24 protein-coding genes are annotated in these 24,828 nt (G+C 56.5%); 16 read left to right on the forward strand and 8 right to left on the reverse strand.

Going from position 1 to position 24,828, the window contains the following annotated elements:
* The 8 genes from FHN83_RS06020 to FHN83_RS06055 all read right to left on the reverse strand — a co-directional run bounded on the left by FHN83_RS06020 (position 1) and on the right by FHN83_RS06055 (position 11,144).
* Positions 1-696: a T6SS immunity protein Tli3 family protein gene (locus FHN83_RS06020; RefSeq protein WP_139563470.1), complete on the reverse strand. Its 696-nt coding sequence runs from the start codon at positions 694-696 to the stop codon at positions 1-3.
* A gap of 9 nt (positions 697-705) precedes the next feature.
* Positions 706-2,841 (reverse strand): effector protein Tle3 domain-containing protein, encoded by a 2,136-nt coding sequence (locus tag FHN83_RS06025; RefSeq protein ID WP_139563471.1) that lies wholly within the window; start codon positions 2,839-2,841, stop codon positions 706-708.
* Positions 2,842-3,329: 488 nt separating this feature from the next.
* On the reverse strand, positions 3,330-5,222 hold the full coding sequence (locus tag FHN83_RS06030; protein WP_139563472.1) for a heavy metal translocating P-type ATPase: 1,893 nt from the start codon (positions 5,220-5,222) through the stop codon (positions 3,330-3,332).
* On the reverse strand, positions 5,219-6,265 hold the full coding sequence (locus tag FHN83_RS06035; RefSeq protein ID WP_139563473.1) for an SPFH domain-containing protein: 1,047 nt from the start codon (positions 6,263-6,265) through the stop codon (positions 5,219-5,221). Before FHN83_RS06035 ends, FHN83_RS06030 begins: the two co-directional genes overlap by 4 nt.
* On the reverse strand, positions 6,258-7,241 hold the full coding sequence (gene hflC, locus FHN83_RS06040) for a protease modulator HflC (RefSeq protein ID WP_139563474.1): 984 nt from the start codon (positions 7,239-7,241) through the stop codon (positions 6,258-6,260). The genes FHN83_RS06035 and hflC overlap by 8 nt, the downstream gene beginning before the upstream one ends.
* A complete protein-coding gene (gene hflK, locus FHN83_RS06045) occupies positions 7,238-9,127 on the reverse strand; it encodes a protease modulator HflK (RefSeq protein ID WP_139563475.1) in 1,890 nt (629 codons plus the stop codon). The genes hflC and hflK overlap by 4 nt, the downstream gene beginning before the upstream one ends.
* Before the next feature lie 583 nt (positions 9,128-9,710).
* Positions 9,711-10,103 (reverse strand): hypothetical protein, encoded by a 393-nt coding sequence (locus FHN83_RS06050; RefSeq protein ID WP_139563476.1) that lies wholly within the window; start codon positions 10,101-10,103, stop codon positions 9,711-9,713.
* 96 nt (positions 10,104-10,199) lie between these two features.
* On the reverse strand, positions 10,200-11,144 hold the full coding sequence (locus FHN83_RS06055; RefSeq protein ID WP_139563477.1) for a LysR family transcriptional regulator: 945 nt from the start codon (positions 11,142-11,144) through the stop codon (positions 10,200-10,202).
* Between the two features lie 98 nt (positions 11,145-11,242).
* On the opposite strand from FHN83_RS06055, the gene FHN83_RS06060 reads away from it, so the two are divergent.
* The 16 genes from FHN83_RS06060 to cydB all read left to right on the forward strand — a co-directional run bounded on the left by FHN83_RS06060 (position 11,243) and on the right by cydB (position 24,572).
* Positions 11,243-11,677, forward strand: coding sequence for a DMT family transporter (locus tag FHN83_RS06060; RefSeq protein ID WP_139563478.1), 435 nt, complete (start codon positions 11,243-11,245; stop codon positions 11,675-11,677).
* A gap of 4 nt (positions 11,678-11,681) precedes the next feature.
* Positions 11,682-12,170: a DMT family transporter gene (locus tag FHN83_RS06065; protein WP_139563479.1), complete on the forward strand. Its 489-nt coding sequence runs from the start codon at positions 11,682-11,684 to the stop codon at positions 12,168-12,170.
* 45 nt (positions 12,171-12,215) lie between these two features.
* A complete protein-coding gene (locus FHN83_RS06070) occupies positions 12,216-12,590 on the forward strand; it encodes a hypothetical protein (RefSeq protein WP_139563480.1) in 375 nt (124 codons plus the stop codon).
* Between the two features lie 179 nt (positions 12,591-12,769).
* A complete protein-coding gene (locus tag FHN83_RS06075; RefSeq protein ID WP_139563481.1) occupies positions 12,770-13,135 on the forward strand; it encodes a DUF1870 family protein in 366 nt (121 codons plus the stop codon).
* 547 nt (positions 13,136-13,682) lie between these two features.
* A complete protein-coding gene (locus FHN83_RS06080; protein ID WP_138371047.1) occupies positions 13,683-13,877 on the forward strand; it encodes a hypothetical protein in 195 nt (64 codons plus the stop codon).
* A 70-nt stretch (positions 13,878-13,947) separates the two neighbouring features.
* Entirely contained in the window at positions 13,948-15,036 is a 1,089-nt protein-coding gene (locus FHN83_RS06085; RefSeq protein ID WP_139563482.1) for a hypothetical protein, read from the forward strand.
* Between the two features lie 152 nt (positions 15,037-15,188).
* Entirely contained in the window at positions 15,189-16,577 is a 1,389-nt protein-coding gene (locus FHN83_RS06090; protein ID WP_139563483.1) for a YadA-like family protein, read from the forward strand.
* 382 nt (positions 16,578-16,959) lie between these two features.
* Complete coding sequence (locus tag FHN83_RS06095) at positions 16,960-17,646, forward strand: RluA family pseudouridine synthase (RefSeq protein WP_139563484.1); 687 nt, start codon at positions 16,960-16,962, stop codon at positions 17,644-17,646.
* 71 nt (positions 17,647-17,717) lie between these two features.
* A complete protein-coding gene (locus tag FHN83_RS06100; RefSeq protein WP_052246184.1) occupies positions 17,718-18,341 on the forward strand; it encodes an NUDIX hydrolase in 624 nt (207 codons plus the stop codon).
* Between the two features lie 9 nt (positions 18,342-18,350).
* Positions 18,351-19,232: a PhzF family phenazine biosynthesis protein gene (locus FHN83_RS06105; protein ID WP_139563485.1), complete on the forward strand. Its 882-nt coding sequence runs from the start codon at positions 18,351-18,353 to the stop codon at positions 19,230-19,232.
* A 664-nt stretch (positions 19,233-19,896) separates the two neighbouring features.
* Positions 19,897-20,079: a general stress protein gene (locus FHN83_RS06110; RefSeq protein ID WP_039030032.1), complete on the forward strand. Its 183-nt coding sequence runs from the start codon at positions 19,897-19,899 to the stop codon at positions 20,077-20,079.
* A gap of 91 nt (positions 20,080-20,170) precedes the next feature.
* Entirely contained in the window at positions 20,171-20,665 is a 495-nt protein-coding gene (locus tag FHN83_RS06115; RefSeq protein ID WP_039030031.1) for a ferritin-like domain-containing protein, read from the forward strand.
* A 31-nt stretch (positions 20,666-20,696) separates the two neighbouring features.
* Positions 20,697-21,203 carry a ferritin-like domain-containing protein gene (locus FHN83_RS06120; RefSeq protein WP_039030030.1) on the forward strand — a complete coding sequence of 169 codons (507 nt, stop codon included), beginning with the start codon at positions 20,697-20,699 and terminating at the stop codon, positions 21,201-21,203.
* Positions 21,204-21,218: 15 nt separating this feature from the next.
* A complete protein-coding gene (locus FHN83_RS06125) occupies positions 21,219-22,091 on the forward strand; it encodes a manganese catalase family protein (RefSeq protein WP_138370603.1) in 873 nt (290 codons plus the stop codon).
* A gap of 67 nt (positions 22,092-22,158) precedes the next feature.
* The gene (locus FHN83_RS06130) at positions 22,159-23,562 is read left to right on the forward strand and encodes a cytochrome ubiquinol oxidase subunit I (protein WP_039030028.1); all 1,404 of its coding nucleotides are present in this window, start codon (positions 22,159-22,161) and stop codon (positions 23,560-23,562) included.
* Positions 23,562-24,572, forward strand: a complete 1,011-nt coding sequence (gene cydB, locus FHN83_RS06135) for a cytochrome d ubiquinol oxidase subunit II (protein WP_039030027.1) — start codon at positions 23,562-23,564, stop codon at positions 24,570-24,572. Before FHN83_RS06130 ends, cydB begins: the two co-directional genes overlap by 1 nt.
* Positions 24,573-24,828: the final 256 nt, after the last annotated feature.

Below are 24,828 nucleotides of genomic sequence, written 5' to 3' on the forward strand. Positions count from 1 at the left end.
TTATCGCCCCGCATCCATGTCACAGCGCATCCGATCCCAGCCTGTGTAGCCTTTAACTTCAGGTACTTTGTCGGGTAGGCCCTGATAGTTTTGTTCATGGCTTACCACTTTTCCTTCAAGCCATCCCTTTGTGAAGTACACCATTCCCCATTTCCAACCGGGAAAGTCTGGGCTTATTGACTGGACGGTTCCATCTTCAAGGGTGTATGTGATACCTGGACCACCGGAGACAACGCGTGGATCATCAAACGGCTTTGACGACATATAGAGCCGATGTTTGGTCTGCAAAAAGCCCTGATCGTTGACAACGGTAAAAGAGAGAACATCTTCATAGGGCGCATAATCATCCCCATTCGGTTCATTATGACCTGGCGCAAAGCGCACACCTGCCCAAGTTTTTCCATAATCCTTCGATACGCGAAAGCCATCTGCGCCCCAACCAGTTATTGCAATATAACGTTCTGAAGGATGGATAAATTTTCGGGTAAATAGACGATAAAATTGCGAGAAAATTTGTGAACGAATCTTTTTTCGGGTGTCTGTATACCAGAGTTCACCTTCGCAATCCCAGCCTTTCAGCTCAAGGTAACGATGATCATCAAACCGATAAACCACCTGCGTAGGTGGTTCTTTCGCGAAACTATTCGCAGTCAGTAAAATAGTGGCCACTGCGAAAACTATACATAGTCCTTTCATGCTCAATCCTTAAGCCAACTGGCTGTCACTTTTAGGTTTTGGCAATTCCCATTGCAATAACTTCCTTTCCTGAAAGTCTTCTGTTTTGAAAACGCCCATATCGACATACTTTGGGTTACGAACATTAGGTCGGATACCGGCATAATCATTCTTTACGCCGTAATTACCTTGAGGCAGCACTTCATCAGGTCTATTCATATAGTTTTTAGTGGTACCTATTGGTAACCTACCTGTCCGAAAGTACTCTTTAACTTCACTATTTTTATTTAATGGATCTCGCCAGTCCGCCAGATGTAACAACTCCTCCCAGAACTTCCCTGCCTTAAAATCAAACGATTTGCACTGCCCAATCGCAAGGTCAAAGGCCATCGCCTGAGACGGCGCAAACTCGCTCATCACTATGGAAGAGTGCTGGCTGTACCCTACCGGGTCGGTTTTCTGCCACTCTTTTTCCAGCTCTTCACGGGTTTTTAACCAGGTAACAGACAGTACCGGATACTCTTTTGAACCCGTAACCTTGCCTTCAATGACTGTATGTTTACGGGCAATACTTTCAATCTCAAGTTCATCAGGCGTTAAGACATGCCCCGGCTTCCAGCTAATACGCTGATAGCTGTTGAGCATATACATTGCACAGTCCGTGCGCTTAATAGCGCTGGCTTTGGCGGAATAGGAGATGTAAGCGTCCGGACTGTCCGGATCGATATAATAGGTATAAGGTTTGTCACTGGTTTTTGGATCGTTATCAGGACGGTTATCCTGCCCCTGGAGTTTAAACATAAACGGCTCCGGTAATTCCTCGCCATTAATCACCACATCACGAAAGTTATAACTGCTGTTCGTCAGGAATGCATATTCTGCATCCCCCTCCTTTTGTGGCGGTAACTTAAAAGGATTTGCGTCCGGGGCTTTTCCCACCTCACCGTGCTGGTAAAAGACGCGCTGATACAGATTAGGAATATCACGGGCTATTTTCTGAGGGATGCCCCGCCAGCCGAACCCCTGCACATTCTCCAGCGACACGACGCCGTCGTTCGGGCAAAAGTAGTTGTACACCTTGCCGTCATTGCTCCGGCAATATCGGTCATCGGTTCGCAGCGGGTTATCGGAAGGTTTACGCAGGGTACAGGAGGCTTCAAGCGCCAGTATTTCACTCTCCGATATATTCCCCCCCCCTTTCCATTGCGTATACATCAGGTTGCAGAAGTTTTTGAAGGTGTTCTGTCTTGCGGCGTTGGTCTGTTGGTATCCAGGCTGAATATTTTCAGCCACGCGTGATTCCAGAGAGTATGGGGAGTGGTTAAGAATGACACAATTTACCGGATCATATCCGGCTTGTTTAACCAGCATATTTGCAAGCATAGTAATAATCGTGCCCTGACTGTGCGCAACGATATTGATTACGTCGTTGCGCGTCACCAGCGGCTGACGAATCTGAATAATCAAATCCGCCAGTCGTTGAGCGGCAAAAAACTGATAAATGCGGTGCGGGTTTTCATAAACAGGATGCGTAAAGTCCCCTCCATTCAAGTGCAGAGAAGCAAATCCCGCTGCGGCCACACCGAACCCACCCGCACCCGGCCCTAACATATCCGGGATAGTGGTGGTGGCATTAGCGAAGGTCCCGCCATTTTTGGCAAAGTGCATATCGAGCACATTTTTGAAGTTATCGTTCTGGTACTTAAAGGGTCCTATACCATCATTACCCAGCGCCTTTTTATTCTCCGGGTTATGTTCCTGATACGCATCATAGGGCAGACGGGCGTTATCACTCAGCTTTCCGACCTCTTCCCGGTAGCGCTTCTGGTCTGCCCGGTAGTCGTCAAATGTCACCGGTTTATATCCCCAGTAAAACGGGATGATGGGCGAGCGACCGGGGTCGGCGATTCGGTAGTCTTTCCATTCATGGGGATAAAAATCCTGCCGGTTAAGCCGTTTCCCCAGTCCTTTAAGAATTCCCTTCTCCTGATTCTGGTAGGCTTCACCCACGTCGTTCACCCCGTGAACCAGAATCACGATACCCGGCATCGGGCGCGGCACCCCGACACTTCGCGTCTGCGCAACTTCTCCCAGACTTTTATGTACCGGAATATCGCCCTCAGAAATCACACGCGGTGCGTAGGGTCTGGTCTTCGTCTCCGTCATTCCATCAGCTCCATTTTGTAATAATAGTCTCTGTCCAGCGAAGGCTCGCTTAATTCCTCTGTTCCTGTAAATGAATGAACATCAGGAATAATGTTTTTGTTATGAGTTATATATAATAAATATCGATTTAGATGGCCTACTGCTGAACTGCTTCGGTTTCCCTGCCATAGTCGAGCATCCTTTAATAAATGGTAAGTTTATTTTAAATAATAAACCCAAGCCTGTTATTAAAATATGATTTAGATAAGCAGAATCAGATATTGTCGAGATAAAGGCATTCACTCAATAAATTTACAACAATAGATTAATTGCGCAAATATAAAAATAAGCGCCTTCATAACCAATTTAAATAACAAAATGATGAACAGATTATTTAACCGGCAGCTTCATTCGCCGGGTGGCGGCTGCGCCTTACCCGGCCTACGAAAATGCACGCCCTTGTAGGCCGGGCAAGCGAAGCGCCGCCCGGCAAACAGACCGCACCCAAGCTAGATCCTTTCCTCAAACCGTAACAAACGCCCCGCATTCCCCAGCACCAGCAGGGTACTCATATTATGCAAAATCGCGGCGATCACCGCGCCGGAAGCGCCTAACCAGCCAAAAGCGGCGGCGGCGACGATAACCAGCGTCCAGCCGAGGCCTATCATCACGTTGATTTGCAGGGTGCGGCGACAGCGGCGGCTTAAGCGCACGCAGGTCCCGAGACGGCGCAGGTCGCCGCCAATCAGCACGATATCCGCCGATGCCATGGCGATATCCGACCCGCCCGCCCCCATCGCTACGCCGACCACGCCCGCTTTTATCGCCAGCGAATCGTTGATGCCATCCCCGACCACCATCGGGCGAAAGCCGTTGTCGATCTGCACTCTCACCTGATGCAGCTTGTCAGCGGGCAACGCCCCGGCAATCACCTGCTCAATGCCAACGCTGCTGGCGATGCGCTGCGCCACCGTCTCGCGATCGCCGGTGAGCAACAGCTGCTGCTGAAGCCCCAGGTCGCGCAGCTGCGCCATCGCGTCGGGCGCCTCGTCGCGCAGGCTGTCGGCAAGCAAAATCCAGCCCAGAAAACGCCCCGCCAGCGTCAGGCCCACTATCGGCCCGTCGTGGATCGGTTGTGGCGGGATATCCACGGCCCGGGTGGTTAATAATTCAGGCCTGCCGAGACAGGCCTCCCCCGCCGCTGTCGTGGCGGAGACGCCCAGCCCCTGATGCTCGCGCACGTTTTCAAGCGGCGGCCAGGCGCTTTGTGGCGCGATGCTGACCAGCGCCCGGCTGACCGGGTGGCTGCTGGTGGCACCGAGACTGGCCGCCAGCGCCGCCAGCACTTCCGGCGACTCACCCGCCTGCGGGCGCAGGGCATGAAGCTGCAGTTTGCCGTGGGTGAGCGTGCCGGTTTTGTCGATAATCACCGCGTTGAGTTCGGCGAGCTCTTCGAGGAACGCCGCGCCGCGAATCAAAATACCGTGGCGCGCGGCGACGGTCAGACCGGCGACAGAGGTCGCAGGCGCCGAGAGCACCAGCGCGCAGGGGCAGGCAGCAACCAGCACGGCGAGCATCGCCTGGTTATCCTGGGTCAAAAACCAGGTGCTGGCGGCGATCAGCAACACCAGCAGCAGGTAGCGCGCCGCGTGGCGCTCCAGCAGGCGGGCGATCGGCGGGCTGGCCTGCTCCGCGCTCTGCATCAGGGCGATAACGCGCCCGAGGGTGGAGGTTTCACCGGTGCGCGTCACTTCGATACGTAACCGCCCGTCGAGGCTGATCGCCCCGCCGTAGACCTCCATACCCGGTTTCACCTCCAGCGGCACGGATTCCCCGGTGATCGGCGCGGTATCGAGGCTCGCCTGCCCGTCCAGCACGCGGCCGTCGGCGGGCAAGCGGTCCCCCGCCCGCACCTCAACAACATCCCCCGCCACCAGCTCCTGATTGTCGATATCCTGCAAATTGCCGTCGGCATCAACGCGCCGGGCGCGGCTGCGGGTGAGTTTGCTGAGCGCCTCAATCGCCTCCTGCGAACCCATCACGCTGCGCTCTTCAAGAATATGCCCGACGGTCATGATCAGCGGCAGCACCGCGGCGGTAAGCAGATCCCCGGTCGCCCACGAGCCCAACAGGGCCAGCGCCACCAGTTGATCGGTGATGCCGTGCAGGCTGGGATGACGCAGGCTGTAAAAGGCGTGGCGCAGCAGCGGAATGCCGACCATCAACGAGGCGACCCCCAGCAGCACATCCGCGACGGCAACCTGTTCCGGCGCCAGCCCGCGCCACAGCAGGCCGAGAATTAAGGTGCCGCTGGCAAACAGGGCCAGAACCAGCTGACGGGCGATGTTGCGCTGTTCCTGATGGCTTAACGCACTTCCCGGCGTGAGAGAATCAATGCTCATTTTGAAGAGGGTTCCTTTTGCCCGGCCGCCTGCAGGATCAGGTTTGCATCATCCTGCGGTGAAACGGTAATGACGGAGGCGGCCTGGGCGAGGATCGCCGCCATGCGTTCACGGTACACGCGCGCCAGCAGGTCCGGGTCGTGCGGCGCGTTGGCTAATCGGGTGATCATCGCGGTGTCGGCCTCGGCTTTGGCGACCTTTTCTCGCGCCTGCGCCTGGGCGGCCTGGCGCGTCTGGTCGGCCTGCTGCGTGGCTTTTTGCCGGATGACGGACGCATCGGTACTGGCGGTGGCTATCGCCTGAGACGCCTTCTGGCTGGCGGTGAGTACCGCATTAAACGCGGCGACCGTGGTGGCAGGCAGCGTTGACTGCACGGTGACGCGCTCCAGGGTAATGCCGGGCGAACTGCCCGCCTGGGCGAGGCGCTGCAGATTTTGCTCGATATTACGCTGCACGTCGCTACGCAGACGTTCACGCTGCCCGGCGAGGTTGGTCTCGTTGCTGACCATTTCCGGGCGTGCCACCAGGATGGTATCGAGATCGCGCCCGGCGCAGACCGCCACCGCCGCGCGCTCCACCAGCCGGTCGAGGGCGGGGATCACATGTTCCCCCTGCAACACATACTGCTCAGGGTCGTTGACGCGGTAAAACACGCTGATATCCAGCTGCACCACCCCCGCATCTCCGGTCAGCAAATAGCCCGAACCGGCTAACGCATCGCTGTTGTTGTCATCGCGCATATCCGCATGCAGCGCCTCGGGGGAGCGCAACAGGGCGCTAACGCGATGCTCGATCACGCGATCCGGTGCCGGAACCATCACCACCTCATCAACCGGCTTCGGCCAGCTCAGCAGTAAGCCGGGTTCGGCGACACGCTGCAGAGCGCCAAAATGCAGCACCACGGCGCGGCTGTCAGCGGGCACCTGGCGGATATTCGAAAACAGCCAGCTTGCGGCAGCCAGAAGGGTCAACCCGAGCAGGGCATAAAAGGCGAGCCGGATGGATTGCGTCCAGGGCCCGGCAGGCGTTGGCATCTCACTCATGGGTTTTATCCAGCTTCGGGCCATCCACTAACAGATGGAACGGCGCGGCATCGGTGCGCAACACCAGCCGGGTACTGGAGTTCACCACTCCGCTCAGGGCATCGAGCTGGCGTAACAGGCTGTAAAGCTCTGGCGAGCTGGCGTAAGCCTTGCCGTAAATGTCCGCCGCCTGCGCCTGAGACTGCGCTTCAATCCCGGCGGCCTGAACCTGGGCCTGGGCCTGCAGAATGCGCGCATCGCGCTCTGCCGCCGAGCGGATCTCTGCCGCGGCACGTTTGCCTTCGGCGGTGCGCTCGGTGGCGATGGTTTCACGCTCGGCGCGCATCCGGTCGACGGTGGCGCTCAGCGTAACCGCCGGGAGCGTCAGGCGTTCGGTGCCCACCTGCACCAGGCGAATACCGTAGCTTTCCAGCAGCGGCTGGCCGATCTGGTCCTGCAGATGGGATTCAAACTGGCCGAGCTGCACCTGCTTACCGTCGGTATTCACCAGCTGCGACAGGGAAAAACCGCTGGCGGTGGTCTCCAGCGCCGATCCTAAATAAGCCCGGATCTGCCGGGCCGCCTCGTCGGGCTGATTCTGTACTGCCCGCAGGAAGCGCTGCACATGTTCCGGCGTGTTATCGACCTGCCAGATAGCGTAAGACTGGACGATAATGCGCAGCCCGTCGCGCGTGCCGACATCCTGCAGGCCGCTCGAAGTGGTGCGCATGCGTAAATCCACGGCTGTGGCCATTTCAAACGGCGCGGGCAGACGCCACGCCAGGCCCGGGTTGAGCAGCACGCGCACCGGGTTGCCAAAGCGGGTGATAATCAACGACTCCCCCGAGCGGACCTGGACCAGACTGGCCGCCGCAATAAGCAGCAGCACCAGCAAACCGGCTCCGGCAAGGCGCTTCCAGCCGCCCGTTGCAGGCGTATCAGCGTGATGGCTGTGGCTACAGCCGTGGCTGCAACCGTGATGATGTGAATGGCTCAACGGGAAGGCTCCTGGGTCGGTTTTGCAGGCGCATCGCGGCGGGCTGCATCGTTCAATGTGGGAAAGTCGCGCAGGTCGATGGTCGGTGGCGTGCCCGCACCAATGCGGCTGTCGATAATCAGCAGCGGGCTGTGGCCGAGCGTCTGGCGCAGCTGGCTAAACCATAATTCGTCGATAAAAACCTGGCCGGATTGCGCGGCGGCCTGCTTTTGCGCCGCAAAGCGCACCGCCGTGGCCTGCGCCGTGCTGACGGCATCGGCGGCGTTCATCTGCGCCTGATTCTGGCGGGTGGTCGCCTCGATTTGCGCGCTGGCCGCCAGGTCTGCGGCATGTCCGCGCTCGCGTGACACCAGCGCCTGAGCGGAAATTTGTGCCGCCTGCACGCCGTGAAACGCATCGGCGGCCCCGGCCGGCGGGTGAATGGCTTCGACCACGGTGGAGAGCAGCTCCACACCGCTGTGCAGGGCGTTGAGTTTTTGCTGCACCGCCCGGTTAATCTGGCTGGCCAGCAGGTTGCGCTGCTCGCCAAGGAGCTGTTCCAGCGTCATGGAGGAAAACTGATGCACCAGCACCTGGCTGGCGGTGCTGCGGATAAGCGCGGGCAGATCGTTGCTGCGATAGGTGGCGGCCAGCGCGGCGTCATCGCTTAAGCCGATGCGCCACATAAACCGCACGTCGCTGTTGATGATCTGCAGGCTTTGCTGGTCATCACTCTGGCTGGCGATGATCTGGGCTTTATCAAAGCTGTGGATAGCATCCCAGAGCCGGTCCGCACTTTGCGGGGCGTTACCTTCGGCGCTGGTCAGCGGCTCGGCGGCGGTATCCGGCTCTTCTCCGGCGGCCAGCTCATGCACCTGACCGTTCTCGGTCAGCATCACCCGGCCAAAAGGCCACGGCAGCCCGTAATGCAGCCCGGCGGGTAACACGGCCACCGGCTTACCAAAGCGTTCGTAGATCCCGCGTTGGGTCGTGGCAACCTGCTGGAAGCCGGTCAGCAGCCAGCCGCAGATCGCCATTATCGTCATCACCGGAATAAACGCCCGCTTCAGCACCCTGAGCGCCCAGAACTGGCGCAGGTCGATGCCGAAACGCTGATGGATCTCGTGCTGTAAAAACAGCAGCGGGCGCGGGGGCCAGACAAGCTGTGCGGCAAGCTGGCTTTTAGCCAGATAAAGGGGTTCAGCCCCTTCTGCTCTGGGAGGCATAAACAGCGAGAACATGCCGCGCAGCAAAAACTCCAGCGCCACCAGCAGCACCAGAACCGCGGGCAGATTAATCAGCAGCGCCGTGTTGAGCGTCGGGAAAACGAACGCCGGTAACGAGAGGCACTGCACCGCCATCACCAGGCGCAGCACCGGCGCGATAGCCTGTGCTTCCGGCCAGGCCTCGCGGGATGTGGCAGCCAGATGACGTTCGGCGACCAGGGTGATGAATATCGCTGCGGCAATCACCCCCACCGCAATCCAGCGCAGCCTGCCGTCATCCAGCGCGACGTAATGGCTGCCCCACCCTGCCAGCACGATAAACATCACAATGGCGGCCATCATGACGAGTACAGGTCCGTCGCTGGTTAGCAGGACACCGAGGCGCTGATAAAGCCATGACGGCGGGGGTGTGTCTTCCGGCGCGTTCTCAGGGTTCGGCGGATCGACGATATTCGCGCGCCACTGGCAAATTCGCTGGGTGTGATACCACGCGACGGCTAACAGCGTCAGCGCGGCGGCGTTGCTGCTCAACAGCGAAGGCCAGCGCGAAGATGGGGCAAAGAATTGCACCATCAGCGCGGCGAGCAGCATGAGGAAAACGATTGTGCCGAGCCCAAAAACTACCCGGGCGGCAAGCCTGGCCTGCGAGGACGCTAATGAATATCGAGCAGAGGAGTGCATGAGGTTTTACTTTCAGACGCAAAAGGTGTGCGTCACCGTGGCTTATTGTTACCGTATAACGTATCACGACCATAAATAAGCAGTAAACGAAGCGCAAGTAACCATTTGTACAATGTGGAGGTAAATGCAAAACGGCAACACAGGTTGCCGTTTTTGGTGTTTGCTCCCTCTCCCCGTGGGAGAGGGCCGGGGTGAGGGCATCAGGCCGCGCCGTGGCGACCGCGGTATCGCCGGGTGGCGGCTACGCCTTACCCGGCCTACAAAACCCTGACTTTGACCTTGTAGGCCCGGCAAGCGCAGCGCCGCCGGGCGTTGCCGCATCCGGCACGGAATAACCTCCAGTGCAGCATGTTCCCCTCACCCCAGCCCTCTCCCCAAAGAGGAGAGGGAGCCGACCGTGCCAATATTTACCCACGGGAGGGCATCAGGCCACACCGCTGAAGCGCCGCCGGGCGTTGCCGCATCCGGCACGGAATAACCTCCAGTGCAGCATGCTCCCCTCACCCCAGCCCTCTCCCCAAAGAGGAGAGGGAGCCGACCGTGCCAATATTTACCCCCGGGAGAGAGCATCCCGCCTGGGATATCACCGAAACATCAACGGCAAGGTTTCGCCAGGCTTCTGCGCTCGGGATGCCCCTGCCTTAAAGGATGGTTCGATAAAATCAGGGTGATGAACAATATGATTCGTCGCCAGATTAAGCGCGCAGTTCATCTCATACAGCAGCCTTTCCTGTTCAGAGGCGCTGCTGCCCGCCAGGTTTTGCGTATACCCTTTCACCTGTATCAAATTTTCCGTCATGCGCAGGTTCGCCAGCTTGCACTCCTCGGCGTGCTGACCGGCGGACTTCAGCTGTCCCCGGCTCTCTTCCAGCGCCGTTTCAAGCTTATCAACCTCATTGGTGAGTCGGGAAACCATCAGGAAGAGGATGGCGACGCCTGCAAGGACCGGAACGATTAACCACCATGACACAAACATGTGAATCACCCTGAAAGATAATTAGCGTAGTTACAGTCTTATTAGCAGGGTGATTTAGAGCAATAATAGGAATTCATTAGAAGCGCCCGCGCGCCTTTACTTCTTCACCGCAGATTGCCAGTACAGCGGCGTGCCGAAAAATTCCACGTAGTAATCAATCACCGCCCGCACATTTAACGGCGGGTGCCGCGCATTGGGGTAGATCGCCGAGATGTTCTGCGGCTCGGTATTGATAGCGGCCTCGTGGCCCGGCAACAGTTTCACCAGCTCCCCGCTCCTGAACCGGTCGCCGATAAGCCAGTCCGGGAACAGCACCATCCCCATCCCGCCCAGCGCCGAGGTCAGCAGGGTTTCCGCGTTATTCGATGACAACAGCGGCGACACGGGATAGTGAACCCACTCCCCGCCGGGCTCGCGCAGCAGCCAGCGGTTTGGACCGGACGAACCGCGATAGACAAGGCATTTGTGACGGGTAATGTCATCCGGCACCTCAGGCGCACCGTATTTGCGCAGGTACGCAGGCGCGGCGGCGAGGTGATAAAACTGCGGCCCGAACACCCGGGCGTGAAAAGAGGAGTCGGTCAGCATGCCGATGCGAAAGATCAGGTCGGCGGCATCCCGATGGGGATCGATATAGTCATCCGTCAGCGTCAGCTCAATGCTGAGCCGGGGATAGCGCTCCGCCAGGCCCGCCAGCCCGGGGGCGATATGCCGCTGGCCGAAAAATACCGGGGCGTTGATGCGCAGCAAACCGGACGGCTCCTGCTTGCGCTCATCCAGCTCCCGCCGCGCGTCGTCAAGATTGCCGAGCATCAGGCGGGCATAGCGGATAAAGAGATGGCCGTTTTCGGTGGGAATGATCGCCCGCGTGTTGCGGTAGAAAAGCTGTTGGCCGAGCGCGTCCTCAAGCTGATGGATAACCCGCGAAACCTGCGACGCGGCCATCCCCTCCCGGCGCGCCACCACTGAAAAGTTCAGGGATTCATAGACCTCTTTAAAGATAAGCAGCCAGCGGATGCTGATGTTGGCGGTGTCTGGCATTGATGCATTTCCTGCACAAGTGTTTAGTGCATTATGGCATTTTTCTCACGGATGTTCAGGGGTACGCTTCCCGGCCTGAATACAAGAGAAGAGTCACTATGCGACATCTATTGATTTTACTGGTTATTGCCGGCGGGATGGGCCTGTCCGTCGAGGCGGGCTTACTGGGGCCATTGGGAGGTGAAGTGGGCGATCTGTGGGCAACGTTCAGCATTTTCGGCGTCGGTGCCGCCCTAACGTTTCTGCTGATGCTGTTTTTCAGCCCCCGCAACAGCCCATCGTTTTTCGCACAGCCTGCATGGCAGCTGCTGGGCGGCGTCCTCGGGCCAATCTACGTGGTTATTCTCACCGTGGCGACGCCTGCGATCGGGATCGCCATGACCATGATTGGCATCCTGGCAGGCCAGGTGTTTAAAAGCCTGATCATCGACCACTATGGCCTGCTGGGCACGCCACACCGAAAAATTGACACCAGACGCATCATCGCGCTGATATTTATTATTGCTGCGCTGGTTCTGGTTGCACAGGGGTAACACTATGACATTTATCATGATTATTCTGGCGGTGATTGGCGGCGCCACGCTGAGCGTTCAGGCCGCCATCAACGGACAGCTGGGCAGCAAAGTGGGCGTGTTCAAAAGCGCATTCCTGACCTTTTCCGTCGGCGCGCTTATCACCGCCCTGCTGATCGTCTTCTTTGAAACCCCGCATGCCGTCACGCTGATGGACGTGCCGAAATGGCAGTTGCTTGGCGCCCTGCTCGGCGTGCCCTATATCGTGATTATGGTGCTGGCCGTGCAGCGGATCGGGACCGCCGTCGCCACGGTGGCGGTGATCTTCGGCCAACTGACCATGAGCATGCTGATCGACAATTTTGGCTGGCTGGGCAATGCGGCTATCCCCTTCTCGATGAGCCGCCTGGGGGCCGTGGTCTGTCTGGGACTTGCGCTGTGGTTTATCTACTCCAGCAGCAAAGTGCCAAAAACTGAAGAAAAGGTATCTGTCAAAGAGGATGCTTGTTCATAATAGCCAACGTGAATCCCGCGAAATGGCTAAAAAGGTGTTGATGTGATGGAAGAATCCACATTAGAAGATGAGTTTAACCGCCGTGTTAAGCAGCTTAGCGAGCGCGCGAAAGCAGCCGGTACCAACGTCAGCGAACTGTGCCGCATAGCTGGCGTCAGCCGCACTACGCCCGAGCGGTGGAATAAACGGGTTCCGAAGTCCATCACCATTTTTGATTCGGTTTTCCAGGCTCTGCTGGATCTCGAAAGAGCCAAAGGAGAGGAGGAAGAGGCGTTTAAAAATCTCCCGCTTCGCGAGCAGGAACGCCTTAAAGCCCAACGAAAAGAGCTCGAACGGGAAAAAGAAAAAGAGCACCGTTTAAAGCGCAATGAGGCGCGCAGGGAAAGCCGCGCGCGACTGAAAAACGCGCAGCAAGACTAAGGGCGACGCAGGCTTATCTTGTGGATAGCCCAGCAAGTACGCAGGTTGCGGCCACGCTATAAAGTTACTTGTAATATTTGCTACTGATGAGAGCCCTCATTTATCATCTGACTTTATATTCAGATGCCGCAATATTGCCGGCACATAGCTGCGACTTATTATCAGAAGTGGATTAATAAATGAACAGACTCGCTCTCATTGCGTGCAGGCGCATACTTTTCCTTGAGGTTGAGGAGGCGGCGACCCACATTGCCGAAGTCTCTCAGCGCACCTGGCGTTACTATGAGTCTGGTCGCACCCAAATTCCTGGCCATCTTGCTGAGAAAATGGAAAAACTTCTCCAGTATCATACTGTTATGAAAGATCGCATGTCGAAAGAAGCGGACGAATATCGTCAGAAAGGGGAAGGCAGACAGGCCGTTCCGTATTATCTGACCTTCGAGGACTATCAAAAAGAGACGGGTCTCGATGATGTGATCGCTTTTCGTCTCGATCAGTCGGTTAAGGCTGCGCTCTACCTGGAAGATAAAGTCGTCTTCTATTAAACGTTAACCAGCCGCACTACTGCGCGCATGACTCCTTCGCTGTAACTCTCTTTATCGCTCTCTGCCTGCTCTCACCACACTTCTGATTTCCGTTCTCCGCACGGGCCCTGCTCCTGGCTTGCCATCCTGGCAAACCGCTGTGCCAACGTGGCACAACCTTTCACATCTTAATTGTATATATTTGTAATCGTCACACTTTAATTAATCATAAAAGATAAATATAAAGTTCCTAAAATGGAACTTTAACAATAGATGTTAAATAAAGAAATGTTTCTATAACAGATATGTTATTGCCAGCACCCTGCCGAAAATCACGCAAACTCTTTTTAATCATTTCATTCGAAGATTCTCTACAGCCAGCAATGACAAGGCCTTAAGATTAAGCCATACAAATAAAATGTTTTGAGAAATTATTAAGTTAGTTGAAAGGCTATTTTCAAAAGTAAAAAATCATTAAAAAGGATATTGCCGCCCTACAAAATTACGAGCAGTCTCCGTTCCGCTTATGGAACACCCAGTCAGCCTCCTGCAAAACGGAGCATGACAAATGGCCGCAACACGTGGCGTTCGGGCGGGAGTATCGGCAAATGCGAACAGTGAATGGGTCGTGTTTACCGCGAAATTGCCCCAGGCATTAAAGAAGAAATTAAAGATTGCAGCCGCTGAATGCGGCCAGAAGCAGCAAGAGATTGTTGCTCAGGCTGTTGAGATGTGGATGGCGGCGAACGGCTTCAATAAGTAACCGACAGATTAGTAGTAACCGACAAAACAGTAGTAACCGACAAAACCGACAAGAAACGAAGATATCAAACATGAAAAAAACAGTATTAGCAGTGCTCGTTGCCACCGCGACAGCCTCTGGTGCAGCCCAGGCATCTAACGTTGATGTGGACAATGTCATCAATACGGTTGGTGCAGGCACTAGCAACATCTCTGCTCCAGTCACGCCGACGCAGGCAGAACTTAAAGCCCGCTTTGCAGAGTTGAAGCACCAGCAATTCGAAGGTAAATCCCGCGAAGCGCAGAACCGTATGCGTGTTGAGGCCCAGGGCCAGCACGTTGATTACAACGCGGTGGTCGTGGCGGCTCACGATGCTCAGGCTCAGATTGTGAAAAGCAATATTGAAGCAGCCCGCATCAAGGCTGCTGATACTGCGAAAGGTGAAGCCCTCACTCAGGACAATATCGACCGCACTGCGTCTCAGAATGGCGCACTGGCTAACGCCCGTGAAGCGTCTCGCATTCAGCCCCAGATTGATGCGAAAGAGCGTGTTGTTGGTCTGGCTAAAAAAATAGACAACGTGAACCGTAACCACGATCAACTCGTTGCCTTAATGCAGGCGCAGGAAGTTTCTCGAACTGCCAGCCAGCGTGTAAACGTTGACCAGGCTGCTGCTGATGCCCGCCTGAACAGCATGAAGCCGGTTGTTGACCAGGCGGCGGCTGATTCTCGTCTGGAGAGCATGAAGCCGGTTGTCGGCGAAGACGCCGCTGTTTCCCGTCTGAACAGCATGAGCGTCGATCCTAATGCGAAGATCGTGGCTGCGCATGATGCCGAAGTTTACCGCGTCACGACTCAGAATCAGGCCCGCACTGACCGCCTGAACAGCATGAAGCCGGTTGTTGACCAGGCGGCGGCTGATTCTCGTCTGAACAGCATGAAACCTGTTGTCGGCGAAGACGCCGCTGTTTCCCGTCTGAACAGCATGAGCGTTGATCCTAATACGAAGATCGTGGCTGCGCATGATGCCGAAGTTTACCGCGTCACGACTCAGAATCAGGCCCGCACTGACCACCTGAACAGCATGAAGCCGGTTATCGGCGAAGATGCCGCAGTTTCCCGTCTGAACAGCATGAGCGTCGATCCGAATGCGAAGATCGTTGCCGCGCTGATCGTCTGAAGTGAAGCCGTTGCGAAGGCCGCTGACCGCCTGAACAGCATGAGCGTCGATTAATGATCGTGCCGCGTGTGCGCATGAAGGGGGAGCGCCCGATCGTCTGAACAGCATGAGCGGTTGTCGGCGAAGATGCCGCAGTTTCTCGTCTGAACAGCATGCCGAGCGTCGATCAGCCGAAGTGCCGCCCACGATGCGAAGACCGTGTCACCACGCAGAACGGGCGCGCCGATTCTCGTCTGAACAGCATGAAGCCGGTTGTCGGCGAAGATGCCGCAGTTTCCCGTCTGAACAGCATGAGCGTCGATCCGAATGCGAAGATCGTGGCCGCCCATGATGCCGAAGTGTACCGTGTCACCACGCAGAACCAGGCCCGCGCTGATCGTCTGAACAGCATGAAGCCGGTTGTCGGCGAAGATGCCGCTGTTTCCCGTCTGAACAGCATGAGCGTCGATCCGAATGCGAAGATCGTGGCTGCCCATGATGCCGAAGTGTACCGTGTCACCACGCAGAATCAGGCTCGTGCTGACCGTCTGGACAGCATGAAACCTGTTGTTGACCAGACTGCAGCTGATTCTCGTCTGGAGAGCATGAAACCGGTTGTTGGCCAGGCAGCTACTGACTCTCGTCTGAACAGCATGAGCGTCGATCCAAATGCGAAGATCGTTGCTGCGCATGATGCCGAAGTTTACCGCGTCACGACTCAGAATCAGGCCCGCACTGACCGCCTGAACAGCATGAAACCAGTTGTTGATCAGACTGCTGCTGATTCTCGTCTGGAGAGCATGAAGCCGGTTGTTGGCCAGGCTGCTGCTGACTCTCGTCTGAACAGCATGAAGCCAGCTGTTGACCAGACTGCTGCTGACTCTCGCCTGGACAGCATGAAGGTTGATCCGAACGCCGAAGTCGTCGCGGCGCAGGATACCCAGGCTTATGAAGCGGCTCAGGGTGCGGCACGCCAGGCGGATAACGCTAACCGTACCTCAACCATGCAGGCTGATACCAACGCGGTCGCTATTGCTGACACCGCTGCGGGTGTAGCGGCCAACAAAGCGGGTGTTGAGCAGACCAACGCAAAAATTGACTCTGTGACTTACGATATCGCTGGTAACCGTCGTGCGATCTCCAGCCTGGCGACTCGCGCCGCTGATACCGATGCCCGTATCGCGGAAACGAAAGCTGAACAGGCTAAGACCAATGAACGCGTATCAGCTAACAGCGCGGCCATCGCTGACCATGAAAGCCGTATTGAATCTCTGGAAAGCGAAACCACCAGCAAATTCTCCAGCCTGAAAAATCAGGTTGATGACAACCGCAAACGCGCCTCCGCAGGTATTGCTGGCGTCGCAGCAATGGCGAACATCCCGCAGGTTATTCAGGGTCAAACCTTCTCTGTTGGCGCAGGCGTGGGTAACACTGACGGCGAAAGCGCACTGGCTGTGGGTATGTCTGCACGTGCTGGCGAAAATGTCGTTGTTAAAACGTCTGTCTCTAACGACACCCAACACAACTTCGTCGTTGGCGCAGGCGTGAGCTACGGCTGGTAAGTCTTAACGCCCCGCGTCGGCGGGGCTATTAGCTCTCACGAGCGATCAAAAGTGCCTTGTGATTACGTACTGCTAACCCTCAATCCACCGCAGTAATAAGTCATCAACATGCAAGATTTCCCCGTCTTCGGACGGGGCTTTTTTTCTACAGACGAAAAAAAGGCCAGACAAGCTGGCCTTCTTTCCAAATTAGTAACCGACAAGAAACTAACTTTGTCCGATGCGCATCGGACGGCCAGAAGAATATCGCATTCCCTGGTGCAGCGCAAATCAGGCCCCCTGTCAGGATCTGAATGCCGCCGGACACCCGTTCCCCAGCCCGATTCGCCAGCCCCCTTCGAATTAGTTATGATCCCCCTCTTTTTTGCCTGCGGTTAGCCTGATGTCTGTGATTATCGATAATTTTATTGCTCCGCCCTGTCATGAGGCGATAGAAACACTCTGGCAGGACGAGCATCTGGTGCTGATCAATAAGCCCAGCGGGCTGCTCAGCCTGTCGGGCAAAAACCCGCAAAACCTCGATTCGGTGCATCACCGGCTGGTACAGATCTTCCCCGGCTGCACTCTGGTGCATCGCCTCGATTTTGGCACTTCCGGGGTGATGGTGATTGCCCGCAACAAGGCGATCAACGCCGTCCTCTGCCAGCAGTTCAGCCAGCGCAGCGTGACGAAAATTTACACTGCCCTGCTCTGCGGGCATCTGCCTGACGACGAAGGGGTGATAGATGCGCCGATTGCCAAAGATCCGGCGCTGTTCCCATTGATGTCGATTTGCGCCCTTTACGGCAAGCCCGCCCGCTCCCGCTATCGGGTCACTGAGCGTTTTTATTATCAGGGAGGCGTGCCGGTGACGCGGGTTGAGCTGACGCCTGAGACCGGGCGCACCCACCAGCTGCGCATTCACTGCCGGGAGCTGGGCCACCCGATTTTAGGCTGCGATCTGTACGGCGGTTTGCTGATGCCCGGTACAGAAAACACGCCGCGCCTGATGCTGCACGCCAGCGAGCTTCGGTTTGCGCATCCGGTGAGCGGGAAGGCTGTTCACGTTCATAATGCCAGTCCGTTCTGATATCTGCGTTTTTGAAACACGGGGTCAGCTGATATGGTGAGATGTCCTCTGCATAACCCAGGTAAAAAACAATGCCAGAAGCGCTGAAAGATAACGATATCAACACCCTGTTTCAGAAACTGAACGCCATTGCCCAGACCGGATTGACCTATTCCAGAGATGTGTTTGACCAGGAGCGCTATGAGGCGCTGCGCCAGATCGCTACCGAGCTTGTCGGGACGCGCTTTAAGATCGACGGCGAGACGCTGCATCACGTCACCGAGTCCGGTTACGCCACCCCGAAAACGGATGTCCGCGCCTTTATTCTGCGTGACGGCAAGCTGCTGATGGTCCGGGAAGCGGAAGACGGCCTGTGGAGCCTGCCCGGCGGCTGGGCGGATGTGGGCGACACCCCTTCCACCGCCGTCTGCCGGGAGGTTGCCGAAGAGACGGGGCTTGAGGTTAAGGCCACCAAACTGCTGGGCGTCTGGGACCGCAATCTGCATGGCCATCCGCCCCTGCCGTGGCATGTCTACAAGCTCATTTTTCTGTGTGAAGAGACCGGCGGCAGCCTGGCGGTAAATCACGAAACCACCGGCATCGGGTTCTTTGACATTAATGAACTGCCCGATTTATCGCTGACGAGAATTGTGGCGGAAGAGCTGGAAGTGAGTATGGCGATCGCCACCAGCGATCGCCCGACCTGGTTTGACTGAGGCTGACTAATGAAAAGACGCTATGCCGTTGCTGATGTATTTACCGATCAACCCTTCCTGGGCAATCCCGTCGCGGTTGTTTTAGATGCAGAAGATCTGAGCACAGAGCAAATGCAGCGGATCGCCGTGGAGTTTGGCTACAGCGAAACGACCTTTGTGCTGCCGCCGGAGGATGCTGCCCACACGGCGCGGGTGCGGATTTTTACCCCCTCGCGTGAAATTCCTTTCGCGGGCCATCCTAACGTCGGTACGGCGTATGTGCTGGCAACCTGTGATTCGTCGCTGCCTGACACGCTGCTGTTCGAGGAGATTGCGGGTCTGGTTCCCGTCAGGCTGTTAAAAGAGAACGGCACGGTGACGGGCGCGGAGTTACTTGTGCCGGAAGCCTTATCCTGTCGCTCAGAAGTCCGCCCGGAACAGGTCGCCGCCTGCCTGTCGTTAACGGCAGAGGATATCCGCACCGAAGTTCATAACCCTGTTGTCGCGTCGGTTGGCCTGCCGTTTCTGGTGGCCGAGCTTGCAACGCGGGATGCGCTTCGCCGCTGCGTGCCGAATTTACAGGGATTTCGCGCGATACTACCGCTTGATGGCGCAGTCTCGATTTATGCCTATACCCTGGATAAGGATGCCAGTGAACAGGGCGATATTCAGGCGCGGATGTTCACGCCCCGGATGACGGAAGATCCGGCGACCGGCAGCGCCACCGCAGCGGTAACCGCTCTGCTGGCACTGCATCAGGATAAAACCACGCTCTCTCTTGCGGTCAACCAGGGGGTGGATATGGGCCGGGCCAGCGTGCTCCGTTCAGGGTTTGATGCCTCATCCGGAAAGGCCGTTGTACGCGTGGGCGGCAGCTGCGTTATCACCATGGAAGGGACGTTCAGGTTGTAACCTTGTGCCAGCCATTGCCGGGTGGCGGCTGCGCCTTACCCGGCCTACAAGGGCTTTTGACCCTCCAGGCGCAGCGCCATGGGGCAATCAGGCGGTACCGGTGCAGAGATGCTGGCGAAGAAAAAGGCGCAGTCTGTGGCGTAGCGTTGTGGCACATCCGTGAGCGGGCCCATTATTTCCTCCCCCTTCGTTTACTCTCTTAGAAGTAGCATTTTCATGAGTGACTGTAATCCATACATAATATACACCGCCGCTTCGCATGATTATTTTTCATCCAATCAACAGGGCGACTAATAATATATAAAAAACCAATTAAGATTATTCCCAAGTACATCTAATTAATATGCACTATACGCTCGATGACCCATTTGTAAACTTGCGTAAAGAGCCCCGTCACGCCTGGACTCGACCGTTTCAGCGAAACATAAAAAAAGCGAAAAAGCAGAAGTGTCGGAAGGTCGTTTGTTTACATCACCTTGGCGGTAAATATTTATAAAACAAACGAAGCGTCATTTTCAGTTAAATCTTAAAATGAAAAGGATATTATTTAAAAAAGCCAGTTTGACTCTTCGAAAATAGGGGCTAAATTTAATCCTGAACGACAACGGATACGAATACCAACGTATCTTAACTGACATAAATGATGTAAACGAGGAAACATAATATGGCAGAGCAACGTGGTTCAGGTAATTCTTCGCAGGATCGTGAAAGAGCCTCAGATACGGGTAAGAAAAGCGGACCGCAGAGCGGCGGTAATTTCAAAAACGATCCGCAGCGTGCTTCCGAAGCAGGTAAAAAGGGTGGTCAGCACAGCCATGGCGGCGGACGTAAGTCTGACAACTCTTAATTCATCTCATTATTAAAGCCTGTTCTTCACTTTAATCGGAAATCTGCGAGTCCGCGGGCTCGCAGAATTTTTACGTCACTGGAGAAAATTTATGAATATGAAAAGTATAGAGGATGTTTTTATTCATTTACTATCCGATACCTACAGTGCAGAAAAACAGCTTACCCGCGCGCTGGCTAAATTGTCCCGCGAAGCGTCCAGCCCTGAATTAAGCGCTGCGTTTAAAGCGCACCTGGAAGAGACCCACGGCCAGATTGAACGTATCGATCAGGTAGTGGAAAAAACGCCTAACCTTAAACTGAAAAGAATGAAGTGTGTGGCGATGGAAGGCTTAATCGAAGAAGCCAACGAAGTCATTGAAAGCACAGAGAAAAATGAAGTGCGCGATGCGGCCTTGATCGCAGCGGCGCAAAAAGTCGAACACTACGAAATTGCCAGTTACGGCACGCTCGCCACCCTGGCAGAGCAATTAGGCTATACCCAGGCAGTGAAATTATTAGCCGAGACGCTGGAAGAAGAGAAATCCACCGATCTTAAACTCACCGATCTGGCCGTCGGTAATATTAACCAGAAAGCAGAAAAGTAAGTCTGAATTAACCGAACCCGAGGAAGAAAATATGAATCACGTAGAACACTACCATGACTGGCTACGCGATGCTCACGCCATGGAAAAGCAAGCCGAATCTATGCTCGAATCAATGGCGAGCCGCATCGATAATTACCCTGATGTACGCGCCCGAATTGAGCAGCATATTTCTGAAACTAAACATCAGATTACCCTGCTGGAAGAGATCCTCGACCGTAACGATATTTCCCGCTCGGTTATTAAAGACTCCATGAGCAAAATGATGGCGTTCGGTCAGTCGATGGGCGGCATGATGACGTCCGATGAAATTGTGAAAGGCTCTATTAGCGGCTACGTTTTTGAGCAGTTCGAAATTGCCTGCTACACCTCCCTGCTGGCCGCGGCGAGAAAAGCCGGGGACGTGGCGTCGATCCCTGCCATCGAATCCATCCTCGCGGAAGAGCAGCGCATGGCCGACTGGCTGATCCAGCATATCCCTGACACCACTGAACAGTTCCTGCTGCGTTCAGATGCAGACGGCGTGGAAGCAAAAAAATAACTCAGGAGTGAGCCTATGTTTCGACACGTAAAGCAGTTGCAGTACACCGTCCGCGTTGCCGAGCCTAATCCAGGCCTGGCAAACCTGCTCCTTGAGCAGTTTGGCGGCCCTCAGGGCGAGCTGGCCGCCGCCTGCCGCTACTTCACGCAGGGGCTGGGCGATGACGATCCGGGCCGCAGAGAGATGCTGATGGATATCGCCACCGAAGAGCTCAGCCATCTTGAGATCATCGGCACGCTGGTCGGCATGCTGAATAAAGGCGCCAAAGGCGAGCTGGCCGAGGGGACGGAAAGCGAAGCGGAACTTTACCGCTCGCTGACGGCCAACGGCAACGACAGCCACATTACCTCCCTGCTGTACGGGGGCGGGCCATCGCTGACCAACTCCGCTGGCGTACCCTGGACCGCAGCTTACGTCGACACCATTGGGGAAGCCACCGCCGATTTACGCTCGAATATCGCGGCGGAAGCGCGCGCTAAGATCATTTATGAACGCCTGATCAACGTCACCGACGATGTCGGAGTGAAAGATGCCCTGGCGTTTCTGATGACCCGTGAAGCCGCGCACCAGCTCTCGTTTGAGAAAGCATTGCAGTCGATTCGCAACAATTTCCCACCGGGGAAACTGCCGCCAATCGAACAATATGCGACCACCTACTACAATATGTCTGCAGGTGACGATCTTCGCGGCAGCTGGAATAGCGATGAAAACTTTGAGTACGTTGCCGATCCGCAACCCGCCGTTGACGGTGGAGACGGCAGTGCTCAGGTCAAGCTCTCGAAGGAGCAGACTGCTCTGCTCAAAGCGATGGCGAAACGCACCGAGTCGGATCCGAAAGCCGATCCACTCACTGGCGCTGAGCTGGGTGCCGGAAAGAAAAAACCGTAACCCTGCCCGATAAGCTGTACCACGATGCCCCGTTTCTTACGGGGCATTTCGCTGACAGGGGATAACGATGCTGGAACTCGATGCGTTTCATCTCGCCAGGCTTCAGTTCGCCTTCACGGTCTCATTTCACATTATCTTTCCGGCGTTGACCATCGGCCTTGCCAGTTATCTGGTGGTGCTGGAGGGGATGTGGCTGAGGACCAAAAACGACGTCTGGCGCTCGCTGTACCACTTCTGGTTAAAAATCTTTGCCGTTAACTTCGGGATGGGCGTGGTCTCCGGCCTGGTGATGGCCTACCAGTTTGGTACCAACTGGAGCGGCTTCTCGCAGTTTGCCGGGAGCATCACCGGCCCGCTGCTCACCTATGAAGTGCTCACCGCCTTCTTCCTCGAAGCGGGTTTCCTCGGCGTGATGCTGTTCGGCTGGAATAAGGTCGGGCCCGGCCTGCATTTTTTTGCCACCTGCATGGTGGCGCTGGGCACCTTGATGTCCACCTTCTGGATCCTCGCCTCCAACAGCTGGATGCATACCCCGCAGGGCTTCAGCATTGAGAACGGCCAGGTGATCCCGGAAGACTGGTTCGCCATCATCTTTAACCCCTCCTTCCCGTATCGCCTGATCCACATGTCCATCGCCGCTTTCCTCAGCAGCGCCCTGTTTGTCGGTGCCTCCGGGGCGTGGCATCTGCTGCGCGGCAATGACACCCCGGCGGTGCGCAAGATGTTCTCGATGGCGCTGTGGATGGCGCTGCTGGTCGCGCCGATCCAGGCCTTTGTCGGGGATATGCATGGCCTGAACACCCTCGAACACCAGCCGGCTAAAATTGCCGCCATCGAAGGCCACTGGGAAAATCCGCCCGGCGAGGCTACGCCCCTGCTGCTGTTTGGCGTGCCGGATATGGAGGAGGAGCGCACGAAGTACGGGCTGGAGATCCCGGCGCTTGGCAGCCTGATCCTCACCCACAGCCTGGACAAGCAGGTTCCGGCCCTGAAGGATTTCCCGAAAGATGAGCGGCCCAACTCGCTCATCGTCTTCTGGTCGTTCCGCGTGATGGTGGGCCTGGGGCTGCTGATGATCCTGATGGGGGTCACCAGTCTGTGGCTGCGCCGCCGTCGCCGACTGTACCACTCCCGACCGTTCCACTGGTTTGCCCTCAGCATGGGACCTGCTGGCGTGCTGGCGATCCTGGCGGGCTGGATCACTACCGAAGTGGGCCGCCAGCCGTGGGTGGTGTATGGCTATCTGCGCACCATTGACGCGGTGTCGCTGCACAGCACGCTGCAAATGAGCATCAGCCTGCTGGCGTTTATCGTGGTCTACTGCTCGGTGTTCGGCGTGGGGCTCGTCTATCTGGTGCGGTTGATTAAAAAGGGACCGCAGCCTGTCGACAACCTCTCAGTGAAGACCGACGGCAGACCGGCACGTCCGCTCTCGGCGGCAGAACCGGTACCGGAAGAGGAGAAACTGTAATGGGCGTCGATATCTCAGTCATCTGGTTTGCGATCATCGTTTTCGCCACCCTGATGTACATCATTATGGATGGTTTCGATTTGGGTATCGGCATGCTCTTCTACTTTGAGCGCGACCCGGAGGCCCGCGACGTGATGGTCAACAGCGTCGCTCCGGTATGGGACGGAAACGAAACCTGGCTGGTGCTGGGGGGCGCAGGGCTGTTTGGCGCCTTCCCGCTGGCCTATGCGGTGATCATCGATGCCCTGACGATCCCCCTCACCGCCATGCTGATCGGCCTGATCTTCCGCGGGGTGGCGTTCGAGTTTCGTTTTAAGGCCACGCCATCGCACCGCGCCTTCTGGGATTACTCCTTCGCTGGCGGCTCGCTGCTGGCGACCTTCAGCCAGGGGATTGTGGTGGGGGCGATGATTAACGGCTTTGACGTCGAAGGCCGCCGCTTTGCCGGTTCGGCGCTGGACTGGCTGACGCCGTTTAATCTCTTTTGCGGCCTGGGGCTGATGGTGGCCTACACCCTGCTGGGCACGACCTGGCTCATCATGAAAAGCGAAGGGGCGCTGCAGAACCATATGCGCGATCTGACCCGCCGCGTGCTGCTGGCGCTGCTGGGCGTGGTGGCGGTGGTGAGCATCTGGACGCCGCTCGGCTGGCAGTTCGTGGCCGACCGCTGGTTCACGTTGCCGAACTTCTTTTACTTCCTGCCGGTGCCGCTGCTGGTGGGGCTCTTCGGGCTGTGGATCTGGCGACTCACCCGCAACCCGCACAGCCACACCCGGCCGTTTATTCTGACGCTCGGGCTGATCTTCCTCGGCTTTAGCGGGCTGGGCATCAGCCTGTGGCCGAATATTATTCCGCCGCGCATCACCATCTGGGACGCCGCCGCACCGCCGTCCAGCCAGCTGTTTATGCTGGTGGGAACGCTGCTGATCATCCCGTTGATTCTGGTCTACACCGCCTGGAGCTATTACGTGTTTCGCGGCAAGGTGACTGACACCGAGGGGTATCATTAAGCATAGCGGCATTGCGCGCAATAAAACGCCGGGTGGCGGAGGTAAATGCAAAACGGCAACTCAAGTTGCCGTTTTTAGTGTTTGCACCCTCTCCCAGTGGGAGAGGGCCGGGGTGAGGGCATCAGGCCGCACCCGGCCTACAAAACTTTAGACCTTGTAGGCCGGGCAAGCGAAGCGCCCCCGGCATTTGACACCGACAGGAACCTAAGGTGAACGGAACCACCACCTCATCCGCATGTTCCCCTCACCCCAGCCC

The sequence above is a fragment of the Leclercia adecarboxylata genome, assembly GCF_006171285.1.
GTDB classification, from domain to species: Bacteria; Pseudomonadota; Gammaproteobacteria; order Enterobacterales; family Enterobacteriaceae; genus Enterobacter; species Enterobacter barmai.